The sequence below is a fragment of the uncultured Gemmiger sp. genome (genome assembly GCF_934561205.1).
Classification (GTDB): Bacteria; Bacillota; Clostridia; order Oscillospirales; family Ruminococcaceae; genus Gemmiger.
This window is the reverse complement of the sequence record NZ_CAKTFU010000015.1, coordinates 22,267-39,180: the sequence shown is the minus strand read 5'-3', so window position 1 is coordinate 39,180 and position 16,914 is coordinate 22,267. Positions and strand designations below refer to the sequence as shown.

The 16,914-nt window shown below is 54.9% G+C and carries 13 protein-coding genes; 12 read left to right on the top strand and 1 reads right to left on the bottom strand.

What is annotated here, in order from left to right:
• Positions 1–313: 313 nt before the first annotated feature.
• Complete coding sequence (locus tag Q0I19_RS09355) at positions 314–2,665, bottom strand: glycoside hydrolase family 3 C-terminal domain-containing protein (protein WP_294761045.1); 2,352 nt, start codon at positions 2,663–2,665, stop codon at positions 314–316.
• 377 nt (positions 2,666–3,042) lie between these two features.
• On the opposite strand from Q0I19_RS09355, the gene Q0I19_RS09350 reads away from it, so the two are divergent.
• The 12 genes from Q0I19_RS09350 (at position 3,043) to Q0I19_RS09295 (ending at position 16,903) form a co-directional block, all read left to right on the top strand.
• Positions 3,043–4,185: an AraC family transcriptional regulator gene (locus Q0I19_RS09350; protein WP_294761048.1), complete on the top strand. Its 1,143-nt coding sequence runs from the start codon at positions 3,043–3,045 to the stop codon at positions 4,183–4,185.
• A gap of 23 nt (positions 4,186–4,208) precedes the next feature.
• Positions 4,209–4,757, top strand: coding sequence for a sigma-70 family RNA polymerase sigma factor (locus tag Q0I19_RS09345; protein WP_294761051.1), 549 nt, complete (start codon positions 4,209–4,211; stop codon positions 4,755–4,757).
• Positions 4,744–5,106: a DUF4179 domain-containing protein gene (locus Q0I19_RS09340; RefSeq protein ID WP_294761054.1), complete on the top strand. Its 363-nt coding sequence runs from the start codon at positions 4,744–4,746 to the stop codon at positions 5,104–5,106. Before Q0I19_RS09345 ends, Q0I19_RS09340 begins: the two co-directional genes overlap by 14 nt.
• Positions 5,093–5,719 carry a histidine kinase gene (locus Q0I19_RS09335; protein ID WP_294761057.1) on the top strand — a complete coding sequence of 209 codons (627 nt, stop codon included), beginning with the start codon at positions 5,093–5,095 and terminating at the stop codon, positions 5,717–5,719. Before Q0I19_RS09340 ends, Q0I19_RS09335 begins: the two co-directional genes overlap by 14 nt.
• Positions 5,716–6,345, top strand: a complete 630-nt coding sequence (locus Q0I19_RS09330; RefSeq protein ID WP_294761059.1) for a PrsW family glutamic-type intramembrane protease — start codon at positions 5,716–5,718, stop codon at positions 6,343–6,345. Before Q0I19_RS09335 ends, Q0I19_RS09330 begins: the two co-directional genes overlap by 4 nt.
• A gap of 159 nt (positions 6,346–6,504) precedes the next feature.
• Entirely contained in the window at positions 6,505–6,831 is a 327-nt protein-coding gene (locus tag Q0I19_RS09325; protein ID WP_294761061.1) for a glycosyltransferase, read from the top strand.
• A complete protein-coding gene (locus tag Q0I19_RS09320) occupies positions 6,828–11,795 on the top strand; it encodes a hypothetical protein (RefSeq protein WP_294761064.1) in 4,968 nt (1,655 codons plus the stop codon). Before Q0I19_RS09325 ends, Q0I19_RS09320 begins: the two co-directional genes overlap by 4 nt.
• A 304-nt stretch (positions 11,796–12,099) precedes the next feature.
• Positions 12,100–12,810 (top strand): GntR family transcriptional regulator, encoded by a 711-nt coding sequence (locus Q0I19_RS09315; protein ID WP_294761067.1) that lies wholly within the window; start codon positions 12,100–12,102, stop codon positions 12,808–12,810.
• Between the two features lie 111 nt (positions 12,811–12,921).
• Complete coding sequence (locus Q0I19_RS09310) at positions 12,922–13,839, top strand: sugar ABC transporter permease (RefSeq protein ID WP_294761069.1); 918 nt, start codon at positions 12,922–12,924, stop codon at positions 13,837–13,839.
• Position 13,840: 1 nt separating this feature from the next.
• Complete coding sequence (locus Q0I19_RS09305; RefSeq protein ID WP_294761071.1) at positions 13,841–14,701, top strand: carbohydrate ABC transporter permease; 861 nt, start codon at positions 13,841–13,843, stop codon at positions 14,699–14,701.
• A gap of 58 nt (positions 14,702–14,759) precedes the next feature.
• The gene (locus Q0I19_RS09300) at positions 14,760–16,082 is read left to right on the top strand and encodes a sugar ABC transporter substrate-binding protein (protein WP_294761074.1); all 1,323 of its coding nucleotides are present in this window, start codon (positions 14,760–14,762) and stop codon (positions 16,080–16,082) included.
• A gap of 68 nt (positions 16,083–16,150) precedes the next feature.
• A complete protein-coding gene (locus tag Q0I19_RS09295; RefSeq protein WP_294761077.1) occupies positions 16,151–16,903 on the top strand; it encodes an SIS domain-containing protein in 753 nt (250 codons plus the stop codon).
• Positions 16,904–16,914 lie beyond the last annotated feature (11 nt).

Below are 16,914 nucleotides of genomic sequence, written 5' to 3'. Positions count from 1 at the left end.
TTTTTGTGTGTACCTTTTTATAAAAAATAGTATAATACTTTGGAATGAAGATTTCAATAGATACCATTAAAGCGAATGATTTTCGGCAGCTTGTTTAATTTTGATTTATAAAATTGTATACTATGACAAGCAATTTTGGCGGCTTTTGTACACCCTGCTAAGTGTTTGTTAAGACTTTACTGATGTTTTTGCGCAATAGTTGCGCGAAAATCGCCGCAAACAAAAGCGCACACACAACATAAATTCAACGGGAATTTCCGTGAATATGGTCGTGTGTGCGCTTGCGTTTTTTCGTTTATCCGGGGCTGATCCCTTACTTTTTCACCATCTTTTTTATGCCCTGCAGGGGGTGACCGTTGGCCAAGGCAAGCATCCCCTCCGCCAGATTGGCAGGGAACATACCGCAGCTGGACAGCACCGCCGCGCGCAGCGGGGCGTCCGCGCCGGACATAACCATCATTTTAAACGTGGGGTCGCTGTAATCCTTTTTGCCGCCGAAGCTCTTGGCAATGGTGGACTCGGTACCCTTGAACATCAGCATCATAGCGCCGGAAATATCCTTGAGTTCCATGGTGGAATGCTCCATCGTGAACGCGCCCTTTTTGGGTTCGGGGTCGCTTTGCAGGGCGCTGCCGCAGAGCGCTGCAAACTCGGCATCGGTGGGCAGACCCTGCAGTGTTTCGTACCAGCTGCCTTTCTGCCAATCGGGTGCGGCAAGGCTTACGCCGTCCACGTTCAGCGCGGCGTGCAGACGAATGTCCGCCACGGACGCGCCTATGCAAATTTCATAGCTGCCGGCGGGAACCTGCCAGCCGTCACACCAGACGGCAAAGCTGCGGTCGTTCAGTTCAAAGTGTACCGTTTGGCTCTCGCCGGGCTGCAGGCTGACCTTAGCAAAGCCCTTTAATTCCTTGGCGGGGCGATACGGACCATTTTTAGGCGGTGCAACGTACAGCTGTACGACCTCGGCACCGGCGGTGCTGCCGGTGTTGGTCACCGTGGCGGAAACGGTTCGCCCCTCGATTTTCAAATCCGAATAGGCAAACTGCGTGTAGCTTAACCCGTAGCCGAAGGGGAACCGCACTGCCTTGCCCGCGGTGTCGTAGTAGTGGTAGCCCGCATACAAGCCCTCTTTGTAGTGGGTAGTCTTTTTGCCAAAGGTGTCGCGGCTGGGTACGTCATCGTAGCAAAGCGGCCAGGTTTCGGTCAGCTTGCCGCTGGGATTTGCCTTGCCCGTAAGCAGGTTGGCGGCTGCCGCGCCGCCCGCCTGACCGGGCAGACCCATGTACAGAACCGCCTTGACCTTATCGAGCCACGGCATTTCCACGGCACAGCCGCAGAGCAGCACCACCACGGTGTTGGGGTTGGCGGCGGCGACGGTTTCGATCAGGCGGACATGACCCTCGGGCATGGACATGGTTTCGCGGTCAAAGCCCTCGGATTCGTAGATGTCCGGCAGACCCGCGCAGACCACGGCGATTTTTGCCTTGCGGGCGGTTTCGGCGGCTTCACGCAGGGATTCTTCGGTCACGGCACCCTTGACATCGCAGCCGGCGGCAAACGGCACACCGGGCAAAGCGTCGCACAGGGTGGTCAATTGGGTGGGGTTGATGTGGCTGGAGCCTGCGCCCTGGTAGCGCATGGTGCGCGCCATCTCGCCGATGAGGGCGATATCGCCTGCGTCCAGCGGCAGGATGCCGCCCTCGTTTTTCAGCAGCACAGCGCCGTTTTCGGCGATTTTCTGCGCCAATGCGTTGTGGGCGTCCTTGTCAAAGGCGTGTCCCTTGGGGCGGCTTTCGCCCTTGAGGGCAAGGGCAATAACCCTTGCGGCGCAGGCGTCTACGTCGCTTTCGGGCAGGGTGCCGTCCCTGACAGCGGCGGCGACCCAGTCCTCCATATAGGTGCTGCCGCCCGGCATACTCAGGTCGCATCCGGCGTGCATAGCCTTGACGCGGTCACACATCGCGCCCCAGTCGGTCACGACAAGACCGGCAAAGCCCCAATCCTTGCGCAGGACATCGGTCAGCAGCCAGTGGTTGTCGCTGGCGTGGACGTTGTTGATGCGCGGGTAGCTGCACATAACGGTTTCGGGCTGAGCGGTCTTGATTACGGTTTCAAACGCGGGCAGGTACAGCTCGCGCAGGGTGCGCTCGTCCACTTGGCTGTTGCCGTTGAACCGCTTGTACTCCTGATTGTTGGCGGCAAAATGCTTGAGGCTGGTGCCGGCGCCGGTGCTTTGTGCGCCCTGCACCCATGCCGCGCCCATCGCGCCCGCAATGTAGGGGTCCTCGGAGAAATATTCAAAGTTGCGCCCGCACAGCGGGTTGCGCTTGATGTTGACGCCGGGTCCCAACACCACGTCCACACTGCAGGAAAGTCCTTCCTCGCCGATGGCCTGCCCCTCGGCTTTGAGCAGCGCGGCGTCCCACGTTGCGCCGCTGGTCACGGCGGTGGGGAAGCAGGTGGCAGGCTCGGACTCGTTGACGCCCAGCATATCGGCGCCGTTTTTCTGGCAGCGCACGCCGTGGGGGCCATCGCTCATCGTGACGGCGGGGATGCTGTACTGCGCCATCGCCTTGCTGTGCCAGAAATCCGCACCGTTGCAAAGGCTGATTTTATCCTCCAACGTCATTTTGGACAAAATGTCCTGTACTTTTTTGTTCATTATGTTCACTCCTTATCTGCCTGATGCATCGCAGCCGGCGCCCGTGCAAACAACGGCTTGCCGGAATCGCCGCGGTTGTCCCATACCGTGGACGTTCATTCGTAGTCGGTGGGCGGAATTACGGGCGGCACTGCTTTTAATTATAGCCTTATTGTACTGCATAAAAGACGGTGGTTATATCATATTTCTGACTTTCGTTTCCAAAATATGATAACTTCGGCGGAGGTTGCCGTTTTTTACATCGGCAGCCGGCCATTACTTTGTGTCGATATATTGACTGTAATGGCAAAATTGTGATACAGTTAGAGAGAAAGGGGGATTGTTTTCTGGATATTTTTCAATGCTGCGAACAACTGCACGCACTCTGCCCGGTGCCGTTGACCATTGTTGATGCAGACGGCAAGCCGCTTTTTATACTGCCGACCGGCTACGGCGATCTTGTGCCGGACACCGCCGTGTCCTGGGTGCTGGCGGACTTTCGGCTGCAAAAGCGCGATGCACTGCACCCGCTGATCACCTATGTGGAACCCGGCTACTTTGTCGGCGTGGCGGCGCTGCCCGATGATCGGTATTGCATTGTGGGGCTGGTCAGCCCGTTTCAGCACCCGCGCGCCGATATTTTAGCTATGACAGCGCAGGTCATTGCACCGCAGAAAATCCAGCAATTTTGCGATATTATGGCGCAAACGCCCTTGGTGAACCTGTATCAGCTCAAGTCACTGATGTGCCTGCTGGTAAAGCTGACACACGGGGTCGGCATCACGCCGGAAAATATTTTGTTTGTGGACAACACCGTGCTGCGCACCGAACGACCCGACCGCGCGCTTTTCAGCCAGCGGGAGGAAGCGGCGTTTCATATCCCGGTGGATTTTGAGTCGGGTGTATGCAGTGCCGTGGAAAACGGCGATACCGAAATGCTGCAGCGCCGCCTGCTGCAGCCCTCGCAGGGAAAAATCGGCAGAATGAGCTCCAGCCCTTTGCAGCAACAGAAATATTCTTTTATATCCTTTGCCACGCTGCTGTCCCGCGCGGCGATTCGCGGCGGGCTGGACAGCGAAACGGCGTTCAACCTAAGCGATGTGTACTGCCAGCGCGCCGATGCGCAGACGGAAATCGAACCCGTACAAAAGCTGTCCTTTACGATGGCGGTGGATTTCTGCAACCGTGTGGCGGAAACCAAAAAAGGCAGCGCACAGAGCGCCGTCGTCAAAAAATGCCTGCAATATATTTCCACCCATCTGCACGAGGATCTGCGTTTAGAGGAGCTGGCGCACGAGTGTGGGCTGTGCAGCCGCAGCCTGTCGCTGAAGTTCAAGGCGGAGGTCGGCTGCGGCATACCGGAGTACATCCACCGCGAAAAGCTGCGCGAAGCGCGCTATCTTTTGACCAACACCGACTACAGCCTGTCCGACATTGCGGGATTTCTGAACTACCCGACCCAAAGCTACTTTACCCAAATCTTTAAGCGGTACGAGGGGCGCACGCCGCAGCAGTACCGCGATAACCCGCACGGCGCATAATGCATCGGAAGGAGGGGGACACCATGGTTTCCGACGGGGATTTTTACCGCCAATATCTGAACGGCGACGATGCAGGGCTGGAGGCTCTGATGGAAAAATACGGCGACCCGCTGACTGTGTACCTTGACGGCTACCTGCACGACATACACGAAGCAGAGGAACTGATGCTGGATGTGTTCGCCTATCTGTTCACGAAAAAGCCCCGCATCCGGGACGGCGGCTTCAAGGCGTATTTATATAAGGCGGCGCGGCATATGGCGCTGCGCCATAAAAGCAAACGAAAGCGGATGTTCAGCCTGGACGCGCTGACCGACGAGCCGGACGGGCAGCAGCTGGCCGAGGAGGTCATCGGCACAGCGGAACGCAACCGCATCCTGCATGGCTGTATGGGCGAAATGAACCCGGACTATCGGGAGGTTTTGTATCTGACCTATTTTGAGGGTATGAGCTACGCGCAGGCAGCGGAGGTCACAGGCAAAAGCGTGAAGCAGATCACCAATCTGGTGTATCGCGGAAAAGAGAGCCTGCGCAAATTATTGGAACGGGAGGGAATCACCAATGCGGAGCCATGAAGAACGTGTTGCGGAGACAAAGCGGCGCATCGCCGCAAGACAGCGCAGGGAACAGCGGCGGCGCAGTATGGTCACCACGTTTTCTGCGGCAGCGGCGTGCCTTGTGCTGATCGTGGGCGTATCCTTTGCCATGCCCGGCATGGTTGCGGGGATCCGACCCAGCGACTACGCGGGCTATGAAACCGTGGCCAGTATGTATGGCGGCGGTGCGGCGCTGGGGTATATTGTCATCGGGCTTTTGTCCTTTCTTTTGGGCGTGTGCGTGACCGTTCTGTGCTTCCGGTTACGGCAGATGAACCGGGAGGACAGTCAGGACAGGGAAGGCGAGGGGCGGCATGGAACTGATTGAAAACCTGCTGCAGCTGCTGACTACCTGCATCGGCGCGGTGCTATCGGGCATTGCATGGCAAAAAAGCCGCAGACAGGCGTACTTTTTGCTGCTTTGCTTCTACGGCTGCTTTGCCCTGGGGTCGCTGTATTGGACGCTGTACCTGCTGCTGTTCAACACCACGCCGCGGGTCTTTTATGTGTCGGAGTTCGGCTGGGTCGCCAGCGTGATCTTCCTGCGAATTTTGCAGGTCACGCTGACCGATTCGGGGGAACACAGTTTCCGCTGCCGAAAAGCGTGGCTTGCCCCCTTGGTCGGTGTGCCGCTGCTGGTGTTCTACTGTACCTATGGGGATATCCTCTCCAACCTGATTTGGTGCGGCCTGATGATCTGGCTGTCCTTCTGCGCTGTACGGGGGCTGTTTTATGCAAACACCCTGACAGGAAAAGCGCGGAATCGGCGGTATTTCCACATCGGCGTGCTGTGCTATGTCGCATCGGAATATCTGCTCTGGACGGTGGGCTGCTTCTGGTCGGCTGACTCTTTCGCAAGCCCTGCTTTCTGGTGCGACTTGCTCCTGACCCTTGCCCTGCTGGGGCTGCTGCCCGCGGTAAGAAAGGTGGTGGAAGAATGACCTACATTGAAAACATCTTCCTCTGTATGGTGTCCCCGCTGCTGGTGGCTGCCTTGTGCATGGGCAGACGACAACTCCGCTTTTTTGTGCTCTGTATCGCAGGAATGGGCGTGTGTCTGCTTTCCGCCTACATCAACACCTTTTTTGCGGCGGTCTATCAGGCAGACGCCCTTGCTGCCACGGCGGAGATTGCGCCGGTGGTGGAGGAAATCATGAAACTGCTGCCGCTGGCATTCTACCTGCTGGTATTTGAGCCGGAGGGCAAAAAAATCAAGTCCGCCGCCGTCACGGTCGCGCTCGCCTTCGCCACCTTTGAAAACATGTGCTACCTCATCCAGAATGGCGCCGACCGATTCTCGTTCATCTTTTTCCGGGGTTTCGGCACGGGTGCCATGCACGTTTTGTGCGGTATCATCGTGGGTGCCGGGCTTGCCTACACATGGCAGCGCACATGGCTGAAAATCGCCGGAACCTGCGGGCTGCTGGGCGCAGCGATTACCCTGCACGCTACCTACAACCTGCTGATTGCCTACGGCGGCGCAGCGCAGTACATCGCCTACGCCCTGCCGGTGCTGCTGGTGGCGGCGGGAAAGCTGTCTGCATTTCGCATAGCACGCAAAGAATAGCTGAATATCTGCTTCTTGGGGGCCGCTTTTGCGCGGCTCCTAATTTTTTTGTAAATTTTTGCATTTTGGGTGAGAGTTTTCCCGAATTTTTGTACCTATATAGGTGAAAGGACTTTTCACCCTAAGTTTCAGCAAAACCGGAAAGGAGGCTTCCCCGATATGTATGATACCGCGAGACGGGTCGAGCTTGTCAAAAGGCAGATACGCAAAAACACCCGACGAAGGCAGAAGTGCGGCATCCGCAGGCTGAGCGCTGTATGTATGCTGTTGTTTGCGGCGCTGATGCAGACAGCGTACAGGGTCGTCGGGCAGGGACAGACCGCTGCCTGGGGCGGCTTCGGTGCGATGCTGCTGCGGGAGGACGCAGGCGGCTATGTGCTGGTGGGCGTTGCGGCGTTCGCGGCAGCCGTTGTGCTGACGGTCGTTTGTATGCGGCTGCATGAACGGGAAAAGCAAAAACAAAAACACGAGGAGGACGCAACATGAAAAAATTTCTATCCCTGCTTTTGAGCCTTTGCCTGCTGCTTGGCACACTGCCCATGCAGGCGTTGGCTTTTGCGGGGGACATTTTTCCGTCCGAAGGAACGGTGAAAACCGTCACACTGGACGACGGCTCGCTTTCCCTGCAAAACGAGTACATCCACATGACGTTTCGCAAATTGTGGGGAACCTATGCCTACCTCACGGTTGTGCCCGCTGCAAAGCCCGAGGAGGAAGGTATACTGATCGGGCAGACGCCGCGCTGCACCTTCATCACCTATGACCAAGGCAGGGAAAAGACAGAGGGCGTGGTGACTGAGCCGATAAAAGCAGAATTTGTGACCAAAACGCCCAACGGCAGCGCGAATGCCATCAAGGTGGAGTATTCTCTGCTGACCGCCCTTAGCCTGATCAAGGCAAAGGCAACCGTCTACTATGAGCTTGTCCAACTCAAGGAGAACGGTGCATCGTCCGACACATGGGGTGTGCTGGCGTCCGTTGGTACGATTTACATCGACAAAGACAGTATGTCCCAAGACTGGAATCGTGACTTCAATTTCAAATGGGGCTATTCGTTCAACTGCTTTACCGCCACGGGGCATATCTCCACGCTGGAAAAGCCGGGCGGTCCTGCCATTAAAATGAGCCGTACCACCGTGCCGGAGGGGGAGAACCCGCAAATCACCACCGAAAGCTCGGCATTCACCGCATCCGTGGAGGATCTGAACACAAAAACCGTTCCCAAGGGGTATTCCCAGTGGGGCGATAAGGACGGCATTTACATCACCGAAGTCTACACGGACGGCTACCCTTGGGCAAATCCCTTTGTGGGACTGTCGGATTACTATGAAAAAGATATCACCTCCGGCAGCGGCAAGCCGATTCGTGTCGCCTTGGCGCAGACCGTCAGCGTAGTACCGGGCGATAAGCCGCTGAATACCTGGGTGCAATGTGACAGCTATGTCGACCGCACGCTTGGGGAAGCCGACGGCTCGGAGCATTACTCCCACTTCCTTTGGGGCTTCCATGATCTGATCAAGGCGGGCGCGGAGAATGTCCCCTCCCAGCCGGATGCGGTGAATACTGCCATCAACGCCAAGCGGCTTGCCGCGTTCGCCGTAAACGGCGGCGTGACGGTGGAGTATGTGGCGGATGATGCCGCGCTGCAAGCGCTGAAAAAGCAGTACGGAGAACCCGTTGCGCTGATCAGCGGCGACTATGAGAGCAAGAACGGCACGGAGTTTACCTTTACCGGCGGCGCGGCGATGCTCTCGCCCTCTGTCACGGCGACATGGAATAAGACCGGCGGCAAGCTGGTCATCAAAAAGGACGGCACGATCGAACACAGCGGCGTGAGCCTGAACGCGCCGAGCTTTAAGTTCTACCAGCCGAAAAGCGGCGCGGAAAAGGACTTGCAAATCTCGCTCACAAAGGACGGCTTTGCGTTCCAAATCAATCCCGACAAGAACGACGCCATCGTCTTTGTGGACATTCCCTATGCCACGGTAAAGCTGGAAAACGCGAAAGCCGACGCGGCAGGGAACCTTGTGTTCAGCGGCGACATCGGTTTCCGAACCATCTTCAACGGCGCCGAGTTTTCGATGGAAAAGCTGGGCTACGGCTTGAATACCAAGAACGAGTTCAAGGTCAACGGCGTAAAGGCCACGGGCCGCTTTGAGACCGCAAAGCTGATGGCGCTGGAGCTTGCCAAAATCCAAGGCGAGGTCAACACCTTCAAGGGTGAGGAACGCTATGCCTTTGAGCTGGAGCTGAACGCCTTCGACCTGTTTGAAACGGAAGCGTCTTTGGCGCTGGAACGCAGCAAAAAGGACGGCTCGCTCATTCCCGACGAGCTGTGGTTCTTTGTTAAGGCCAGCCCCGGCATCCCCCTTGTTCCGCCCGTTCCCGTCGGGCAGCTTAACGGCGGCGGCGCGGGCTTCAAGGATCTGGCAAAAACCGTGAACGGCGACTACTTCGCCATCCCGCCCATCAAGCTGCGGGGCGCGCTGGCGGGTACCTATATGCATCTGATTGAAGGTACAGGCAACGTCGTTCTGGGCCCCAGTGAAATTTCCCTCAAGGCGACGGATGTCGGCATCGTCGGGCTGGGGAAGAATGCGCAGTTCATCGACAGCTTCGGCTATTCTCTCCAACTCAACGGGCAGGAGCGTACTTATAAAGGAGATACCTACAAGGGCGTCTACTTCGGCGGCTCGCAGGAGCTTGCCATCAATCTGCCAAGCAAGACGCTGGACATCTTTTACATAAACACCGCAATCAAGCTGGGCGCGTTCGGCGGCGCAAATCAAAACAAGGACACCGTGTATCTCGGCATCGGCGCCAACGGTATTGTCAAGGGCAGACTGCAGATTCCGAGCAGCCTTGGCATCCCGTTCCTCAGTGGCCTTAGCCTTCCCAGCACGAACATCAACCTCATCGTGGGCGGGCAGACGACCTTCCCCGTCAGAAACGCAAACGTCAGCGAGGGCATGAAGCAGGCGTTTAAGAATGTGGACGTCTACCTCGGCGCGATGACAGGTGTGAATGCAGGAGTCGTCGACGCGCGCGTGTGGGTGCTTGTACCGCAAATTGTGCAGACGAATTTCCGCAAAGGCGGCGGCTGGGACATCGAAATCAAGTGGCTCGGCAAGCTGCCCGAATGGGACTGGTCAACAAAGGGCGTTGATCCGCTGGTGCAGGCCGTGGTTGCAGAAGACAGCGGCGAGGCAGTTCCCATGCTGCTCGCGGCAGAACCATATGCTGCGGAAAACGGTGGCACAAACACGCAAATCATTGAGGTGAACGCCAACCCGGACGAGACGCCGTATATCTTGCTGGTATTTGAGAACACCGTTACCGAGCAGCAGATCAAGGATGCTTTAACAATTAAAAAGAATAACCAAGATATTGCAATCAATTGGGTGGACGATGGCGGCCAAAGGAATCCAGACTATGCCATCAACGCCGACACCGAAATCCTCAAGAACAAGAATGAGAATGACAAACAATACCGTGTGGCGATGCTGCGGCTGTCGGAGGGCGGCACCTACGAGGTCAATACAAGCTCGCTTACGCTTGTGACGGACAAATCCTGTGGCGTTGCCATCACCCCGTTCGAAAGTCTTGTCTTGAATTTGAATGATTATCAGCTGTCGGGCGAAATCAAATACGCCGAGACAGGCACAGAGTATGTACTGCGCACTTATCTTGCCAATACCGAGGGCGGCGCGGACTATCTGGTCGATGAGCAGGTGGTGGCAAATCCCGGAAGTGTTGCTGTCAACATTCCTGGAAGCGGTACACTGGCGCCTACGGGCGAATATTATGTGACCTCCTTCCTGATGACGGAAAAGGAGGCAGATCTTGATGGTGACGGCGAGAAAGAAAAAGCGCTTGCCGCCATCGATAGCAACCAATTCAACAGCAAAATCTTGTATACGAACACCAATCAGCCGGAATCTCCTGCGACCGTTAATTTGGAGGCCACCGGCAATGAGGTCATGCACGCCGCATGGGATTCTGTGGAAAACGCCGACGGCTACCGCGTGACGATTTATCAGCAGCAACAGAACGGCAACTGGGTCGATACCGGCTTTGGCTATGACTTGGACAATGAAACCATTACCATTGATGACTTGGACAAGGAAACCGCTGCCATTGATATGGCACTGACCGTGGGCGGCGCGGAAACGGAGAAATCCAAAAACCTGTCTGCGAACGAAACCTACAAGGTTGGTGTAAGCGCCTACACGCAGACAGAGGACGGCGCAAAGTATTACAGCGCGGAAGCCGAATCCTCCGGCGTTCCCCTGCCGGAATACACGCCGCTGAACCTTGCCCTTTCCGTAAACGGCACTGACTGTGAGCCGGACGAAAACGGCGTATACCATGCCTATGTGGGCGGCGGCAGCAATTCCCTTACTGTGACCTGCGCGGATGCCACAAGCATTGCGGTCACACGTATGGATACCGATGCACCCCTCACACCGGACGGGTCGAACACCTTTGACATCCCCGATTTTACCGGCACGCTGATGCTCCGCGTAGACGGCATGAAGGATAAGGACGTGACCAGCGTGTTCCTGCTGGTAAGCAGGGACACTACCGCCCCTGTGCTGACCCTTTCCGCCCCGGTTTTCTACGCGGACAGGGCTGCGGGAACCTATCAAATTACCGGCACGGCGGATGCCGGCAGCGAAATCCTTTACGGAAAAAACAACGAAAGTGTTTATGCCGCAGGTGACGGCAGCTTTACGGTGCAGGGAACTCTGGAAGAAAGCCAAACCAGCTATGCCCTGTATTTCCGCGCGCAGGACAGCGCCGGGAACCTCTCTGCGCAGCAGCTTGCCTTGGTAGCGCGGCAGGCGGAAACGTATGCCGTCACCGTAACAACGGACGGCAACGGCACCGCTTCTGCAGACCTCGAAGCCGCTGCGGCAGGTACGAACATCGCCTTGAGCGCCACACCGAATGCGGGCTATCACTTCAAAGAGTGGCAGGTCGTCAGCGGCGGTGTGACCATCGAGAACGACAAGTTCACCATGCCGGACGGCGATGTGGAGATCAAGGCAATTTTTGAAAAGGACGCAGCGCCTGCGACCCCCGCACCCACTGCCACCGCAAAACCGGACAGCAGCGCAACCCCCGCACCTGCTGCACCCACAACGCCAAACAGCGGCACGGCCCCCGCACCTGCCGCACCCACAAAGCCAAACAGCAGCGCAACCCGCGTACCTGCTGCTACCGCGAAACCAAACAGCAGCCCAACCCCCACACCCACCGCTACCGCGAAACCGGACAGCAGCCCAACCCCCGCACCTGCTGCTACCGCAAAACCGGACAGCGGCACGACCCCCGAACCAACCGCCCCCGCAGCAAAGCCCCCTGTATGGTGGGTTGCGCTGCCGATTGCCGGCGGTGTGGCGCTGGCTGGAGGTTTCGTGATTTTCAAAAGGAAGCGCCGCAGATAAACAGCGCTTGACCGCATAAACGGAATAGGACACTGCCAATTCCCGGAACAGCCGTCACGGTTTTACCAGCCGTGGCGGCTGTTGCTGTTATACGGGTATATCAGATTGGATACCCGGATTCTATCACGTCAGATTGGATTGCTTTTTTGTATAAAACAAGGATGCGTAAATTGGAGGTATTCACAAACTTGCGCGATTTGTGGCAAAACACATTGACAAGGGGATAAGGCAGTGTTATTATGTTGTCATAACAAGTAGATGAGGAAAAAACTGAATAGGCTAAGAGGGAAAGGTACAAACGATTATGAAAGCTGCACCAAGATATTCTCAAATCATTAGCTATTATCGGTCACTCATTGAGTCAGGAAAGTTGGCAGAGGGCGACAAAATGCCCACGGAGGGGACCATAGGCGAAATTTTCGGCGTCAGCCGTATTACGGTAAGACAAGCGTTAGACGGCTTGGCACAGAGTGGTTACATCTACAAAATACAAGGTAAGGGAAGTTTTGTAGCAGCAAAAAAAGCCGGTATGCAATTGAACCACCTGATTGGTTTCAGCGATGAAATGCGCAGCATTGGTATGGAACCCTCCACATCGCTGATTTCACAGAGTCTGGAATTTCCGAGTGAACCGGTCGCCAACGCCTTAGAATTGGATGGTACCCAAAAGGTATACATCATTTCTCGCTTGCGCTGTGCAGACGCAGTGCCTATGGCGGTTGAAACGGTTTATCTGCCGTTTGCCAGATTTGCAGGGATCGAAACGTATGATATGAGCAAGTCGCTTTATACACTGCTCAGACAGCGTTACGGCTGTGAGCCTGCAAAAGCGATCCAGAGCATTCAATCCGGCTTGGCAAAGGCAAAGGAAGCAAAGCAACTTCAGATCAAAGCCGGTGCGCCGGTCTTACGCATCACGCGAACTGCGTATGACGGGGCGGGAGTTCCGTTTGAATATACGGAATCCGTATATCGCGGAGATAAGTATGTTTTTAATGTCACATTGGAAAAATAAACCAATTTATTGCGTCCGTTCCACAGGACGCAATAAAAAATCGATACAGTCGTTATAACAACATAACAACATGTATTTATTGACAGGATTTGAAAGGAGCACAGGACACAGATGAATCCGACAGTAAAGGAACCGAAAAAACGGTTTATGACGCTGAAACGACGTGAAGCCTGTTTGGGATGGCTGTTTGTTTCACCGGCCCTGATTGGGTTTAGCATTTTCACCTTTGGCTCAATCTTGTATTCCTTCTATCTGTCGCTGACAGACTATGATCTGCTCAGCGCTCCCAAATGGGTGGGCTTTGACAATTATATCCGAGCCTTCACGAAGGATCAGTATTTTTATAAGTACTTTGGCAATACGCTTTACTTTGTCGTCACGCTGGTTCCCATCGTTCTGGCGCTTTCCCTCTTACTGGCTATACTGATCAACAAAAAGACCAGTTGGGTGAACAATATTTATCGCGTGGCACTGTTCCTGCCCAGCATCACCTCAACGGTTGCGGTCAGTATGGTTTGGTTGTGGATATTCAACCCGGATATGGGTTTGATCAACAACTTCCTGATGGCAATCGGTCTGAACGACGTACCCATGTGGCTGGGTGATACAGCGTGGAGCAAGCCGGCGCTTGTCATCATGCGTGTATGGCAGATGGGCGGCTACTATATGATTATGTTCCTTGCCGGTCTACAGACGATCCCCGAAACCCTGTACGAAGCAGCGGAGCTGGACGGCGCCAGCGGGATCCAGAAATTCTTCCGCATCACATTGCCACTTTTGTCGAACACAACGTTTGTTGTCATGATTCTTCTGGTGATCGAAGCGTTCAATATGTTTGAGTCCATCTTTATTATGACAGCCGGCGGTCCTTTGGGTTCGACCAGTACCATGATGTATTACATCTACGAACAGGCGTTCAGCAGCTACAACATGGGCTATGCATCCGCACTGGCATGGATATTCTTTGCACTGATTATGGTCGTGTCGTTAATTCAGTATAAATTCCGCAACGAACAGGGAGGAGAATAAAATGAAACAGAAATCCCTGGGCGTCAAGGCCCGTAAGCGCATTGGGTCAGTGGTTTATCACTGCTTTATGGTGCTTTTGTCACTGACGATGATTTATCCGTTCGTATGGTCGGTGCTGTCGTCCTTTAAGACATCGGAACAGCTCTATGGCGGTTCTCCGCTGGATCTGCTGCCGAAGCCGGCAACGCTTTACAATTATGAGCGCCTGTTTCAGGTGCTGCCGTTCGGCAAGTTTGTCGTAAACTCGTTCTTCCTTGCTGTGGCAATGCCCATATGCATGATTGCCGTAGCATCCCTGACAGCCTACGCGCTGACTCGGTTGGAGTTTAAGGGAAGGAACATCCTGTTCTTGGCATTTGTGGCAACCATGATGGTGCCCAGCCATGTAACGCTTATCCCGAACTACAAAATCGTTGTGGATGCGCATTTGGCTAACACCTATACCGCATTGTTCCTTACCAGTATGTTTACCGGAACAAATGCATTCAACATCTTTTTCTTCCGGCAGTATTTCCTGAGCATCCCCAAGGATCTTGAAAATGCAGCGATCGTGGATGGCTGCTCCCGACTGGGCGTGTTCTTCAAGATTGTTCTTCCCAATGCAAAGCCTGCTATTGCTACAACAGCAATTCTGTCGTTCCGCAGCGTTTGGAACGCATTCCTCTGGCCGATGATCGTAATCAACGATTATGACAAGCTGACCCTGACGGTAGGTCTTAAATACCTCAAGGAATGGGACCCCAACTGGGCGGTTCTTCTGGCCGGTGCAACCATCAGCATCGTGCCCATCGTTATCGTATTCCTGCTGTTCCAGAAATACTTTATGGCATCTGCCATGAACTCCGGTTTCGGCGGAAAATAATCAAGGACTCGCGACCTGTGACGGTCGTACAATATTCATACAAAACGGAGGACTAGAAATGAAAAAGATCGTTCGCAATGTCTTTGCACTGCTTTTGGCGCTGACATTCATCCTATCCCTTGCTGCCTGCGGCTGCAACGGCGCAAGCTCCGGTGCAGCACCTGCTGCTTCCGGCAGCGAAGAAACACCCACGGTTGCCACGACCCCTGAAACGAAAGACCCTGTTACCCTTACTGTGTATACTTGGTGGGACATCACCAAATTTGAGCATCTGCAGAAGATGAAGTCGGATTTTGAAGCAGAAAATCCGGATATCAAGCTGGAGTTCGTTACCATCCCCAGCAAGTATGCCGATACCATGATTACCAAGCTGGCAGCAGGTGAGATTCCTGACGTTATGATGCTTGCCATGGACCAGGTGCCCCGTTATGCGCTGAACGGTATGTTGATGCCGCTGGACGATCTGGCCAGCCAGGAATACAAGGATTCCCTCTATCCCGTCGTTACCGAGGCTCTGACCGTGAACGGCACGATGTATGCGGCTGCCCGTGACATCACCCCCAAGGTCATGTACATCAACACCAAGATGTTCAAGGACGCCGGTGTGGAAATTCCTTCCGAAGATTGGACGATGGATGACTTTGTCGAAGTGGCAAAGCAGCTGACCAAGGGTTCCGGTGCCGATGCACAGTGGGGCTATTACTGGAAGAACTATACCGACCAGACCTTTGCTATGATCGCAGCCTTCGGCGGCAAGCTGTACAGCGAAGACGGCAAGGCAAGCGTTCTGTCTACCGACCCCAAGACCAAGGAAGCCGTCCAGTTCATGTATGACCTGTGCAACACCTACAAGGTATGCCCCACTGCAACGCAGGCTGCTCAGTTCGGCGACAACGAATTTGCTCCCTTTATGGCAAACAAGGTCGCCATGCAGATCGGCGCCCTGTCCACAGCTTCTAACATGGATGCAAACGGCACGGAGTACACCGTTCTGCCCATGCCTTCCATTGATGGCGTTAGCAAGACTTCTTCTTTCGTAAACACTTGGGTCATCCCCAAAACCGCAAAGAACCCTGATCTGTCTTGGCGTGTTGTGGAGTTCCTGTCCGGTAAGGAAGGTCAGCAGATCGCTCTGGATATGAACTTCGGTCTGCCCGCATCTAAGCTGGTCGATACCACTGCGTTTGAAGCAAAGGCTCCCTATAACAAGTACTTCGTGGAAGCTCTGGAAACTGCTGTTCCTTATCCCACGAACCTCAATGGTTCTGCTTTCCAGACCATGTTCCAGAAGGAATGTGAATCCCTGTGGGCCGGTGCGATCACGCCGGAAGAATTTGAGACCCGCGTGGACGAGCAGGCTGCGGAGATCCTCAACAAATAATTGGCTCACCGGTACGACCCGGAAGGAAGGGCGGCAATATGCCGCCCTTTTTCAGAAAGGAGGGCCTTATGACAGAAAAACTCCTGCCTGACGGAAGCTATCTGTCCAAAATCTATGAGATGCTGAATCGCATCGAGCAGCAGGAACAGGAACCGATGGATGCAGCTGCGGAGGCAGCCTACCGATCCATCCAAAATGGCGGTTTGCTGCATGTCTTTTCAACAGGTCATTCCCACATGATCGTCGAGGAGATGTTCTATCGAAGCGGCGGACTGGTTCCCATTAACCCCATCTTATCAGATGAGTTGATGCTCCACACCGGCGCGATAACCAGCACACAGATGGAGCGCAAATCCGGCAAGGCTGCGGAGGTCTTGGGCAAGGCATCCCTGCAAAAGGGCGACACGATCATCATCTCTTCCAACACAGGCATCAACACCGTGCCGGTTGAAGCTGCGCTGTACGCAAAGCAAAAGGGGCTGACGGTTGTATGCGTTACGTCCAAGACGATATCGGAGCAGCTGAAACCGCGCAGTGCCATCGGAAAGCATCTGTGTGATGTGTCGGATATCGTGATCGATAACCATGCGCCCTTTGGAGATGGCGTCTTTACCGTTCCCGGAACCAATCAGGTGACGGGAGGTGCCTCTACCTTCGGCAGCCTGTTTATCGCACAGAGAATTGTTCTGAAAATCGAAAACCTGTACTTGAAAAACGGCGAAATTCCCCCGATATTGCGCAGTGCCAATATTCCCGGTGGTGATGAGTTTAACGCCAAAGCTGTTGCACTGTACCGCGCAAGAATCCCGGCGCTTTCCTGATGGATGGAGGT

What these genes read in the sequence shown, in the direction of transcription:
- Q0I19_RS09345 (WP_294761051.1), top strand. Translation starts at nt 4,209, where the DNA reads ATGGTTTCCGACGGGGATTTTTACCGCCAATATCTGAACGGCGACGAT.
- Q0I19_RS09295 (WP_294761077.1), top strand. Translation starts at nt 16,151, where the DNA reads ATGACAGAAAAACTCCTGCCTGACGGAAGCTATCTGTCCAAAATCTAT.
- Q0I19_RS09305 (WP_294761071.1), top strand. Translation starts at nt 13,841, where the DNA reads ATGAAACAGAAATCCCTGGGCGTCAAGGCCCGTAAGCGCATTGGGTCA.
- Q0I19_RS09335 (WP_294761057.1), top strand. Translation starts at nt 5,093, where the DNA reads ATGGAACTGATTGAAAACCTGCTGCAGCTGCTGACTACCTGCATCGGC.
- Q0I19_RS09355 (WP_294761045.1), bottom strand. Translation starts at nt 2,665, where the DNA reads ATGAACAAAAAAGTACAGGACATTTTGTCCAAAATGACGTTGGAGGAT.
- Q0I19_RS09325 (WP_294761061.1), top strand. Translation starts at nt 6,505, where the DNA reads ATGTATGATACCGCGAGACGGGTCGAGCTTGTCAAAAGGCAGATACGC.
- Q0I19_RS09310 (WP_294761069.1), top strand. Translation starts at nt 12,922, where the DNA reads ATGAATCCGACAGTAAAGGAACCGAAAAAACGGTTTATGACGCTGAAA.
- Q0I19_RS09320 (WP_294761064.1), top strand. Translation starts at nt 6,828, where the DNA reads ATGAAAAAATTTCTATCCCTGCTTTTGAGCCTTTGCCTGCTGCTTGGC.
- Q0I19_RS09340 (WP_294761054.1), top strand. Translation starts at nt 4,744, where the DNA reads ATGCGGAGCCATGAAGAACGTGTTGCGGAGACAAAGCGGCGCATCGCC.
- Q0I19_RS09315 (WP_294761067.1), top strand. Translation starts at nt 12,100, where the DNA reads ATGAAAGCTGCACCAAGATATTCTCAAATCATTAGCTATTATCGGTCA.
- Q0I19_RS09300 (WP_294761074.1), top strand. Translation starts at nt 14,760, where the DNA reads ATGAAAAAGATCGTTCGCAATGTCTTTGCACTGCTTTTGGCGCTGACA.
- Q0I19_RS09330 (WP_294761059.1), top strand. Translation starts at nt 5,716, where the DNA reads ATGACCTACATTGAAAACATCTTCCTCTGTATGGTGTCCCCGCTGCTG.